Source organism: Oleiphilus sp. HI0079, from assembly GCF_001635105.1.
Map to the genome: position 1 here is coordinate 1 of NZ_LWFT01001063.1, position 1,538 is coordinate 1,538.

General features: G+C 45.8%; 2 protein-coding genes. One reads left to right on the forward strand and one right to left on the reverse strand.

Features of this window, described 5'->3' with window-relative positions; all coding sequences use genetic code 11:
• Positions 1-228: 228 nt before the first annotated feature.
• On the reverse strand, positions 229-1,185 hold the full coding sequence (locus A3750_RS19005; RefSeq protein ID WP_068452421.1) for a response regulator: 957 nt from the start codon (positions 1,183-1,185) through the stop codon (positions 229-231).
• A gap of 131 nt (positions 1,186-1,316) precedes the next feature.
• Between A3750_RS19005 and A3750_RS19010 the strand changes: the two genes are divergently transcribed.
• The coding region (locus A3750_RS19010; RefSeq protein WP_156498747.1) for a DUF520 family protein at positions 1,317-1,538 on the forward strand (222 nt) is incomplete at its 3' end.

The following is a 1,538-nucleotide window of genomic DNA, read 5'->3' on the forward strand; positions in this document are numbered from 1 at the left end:
GGATCAAATAACTCGAAAAAGAGCGAAGCGTCTCGCGAGACGCTTCGCTGAATCGGGATACTTCATTTAATCCACAATTGAATTTTAATGCTCCGAAACTCTATAGAGTAGAGGCTTTCGGTAAGCAGTTTCGTAGCAATGTTACCGTTTTGTTTCAGTCTGTTTCGTACTGCTCTATTGCTGATCAGTGATAGGCAAGTCGCGTTATAGTGCATGCCCAGCCCGTGCTTATGCTGTCTGTTCCCAAGGTGATACCGCAATGGCTTGTCGTGTTTCACAATTCTGAATTTGGGCATGATTGAACTGGATTAGTTGCTCCAACTCTGCTGTTTTCGCTCCGGAATCAATAAAGCAAATCGCGCATGCGACAGAGACAGAAATAAAGCCTGCCGATGTTTTAAAGGCTTGTTTGTCTAGCCCTTGGTGAATCCTGCGATAAGTCGATAGGTTGCAATCGTTGCTATCCTTAAAATGCGCGATGATGGCAAACTCGTCACGTGTAAGGCGGCATACCTCATCAAGAGGGCGCACTAGGCTCTTAATCTTTTTCGCCACTTGAGTGCCAAGCTCATTACAGACGACATTTCGGTATTCGCTAGCAATCTGATCCCAGTTTTGGATCTGAAGCGTCATATAGCTGGTCGCGCCACCTCTTGCATCGGCATGCTTTTGTACTCTTGTGACTGCATCGCAAGCATGAGCGGTGTTGCCTAAACCGGTTGCTTCATCACGACCCTTCAATGCAAGCAGTTTGTTGACTTCTTGCTGCATCGTCGCATTGCGTTTTTGAGCGTGATTAAGGGCTGCGCTCGTGCGAAGGCCAGCTTTAACCCGAGGGATAAGTTGTTGATTCAGCTCTGACTTCAGAATGAAATCATCCATGCCATTTTCCAGAGCATGGTTTAGAGAGTCATTCCCGTCTTTAGCCGTAATCAATAAGCAGTACGTAAAATGATGGTCAGAGTCAATTTCGCGAACATTTTGGCAAAGTTCAATGCCGTCCATGTCGGGCATAAGCCAGTCGGCGATGAGTAGATCGCAAGCGCGATTTTTCAGCAGCTCAATGGCATCGCGTGAGTGATTAGCAGTGCGTACATCTTTGAAGCCTGCGTTTGTGAGCCGCTTGGCAACCAGCGCGGCACTAAACTTCGCATCATCAACGATAAGAATCGATTGTTCGGACATTCTAGCGTTCCTTTATTGTCTGCTACACAGTGCGACAAACCGATTGACATTCCCCGCAATCCGCATCTTGTGTAGACTTGTTAAATCCCTAAGTTTTTCTAATTGTTCTTCAGATTATAACGGAGTTTAACATGCCATCTTTCGATACGGTCTCAGAAGTCGATATGCATGAGGTCACAAATGCTATTGATCAAGCAAAACGTGAACTGGGTAATCGCTGGGATTTTAAAAATGTTGATGCTGACATCGTGCTCGAAAACGGACGACTAACGTTTTCTGCTGAACAGGATTTTCAACTTGAGCAGTTGATCGAGATTACACAAATGGCGCTTTCAAAGCGCAAAGTCGATGCT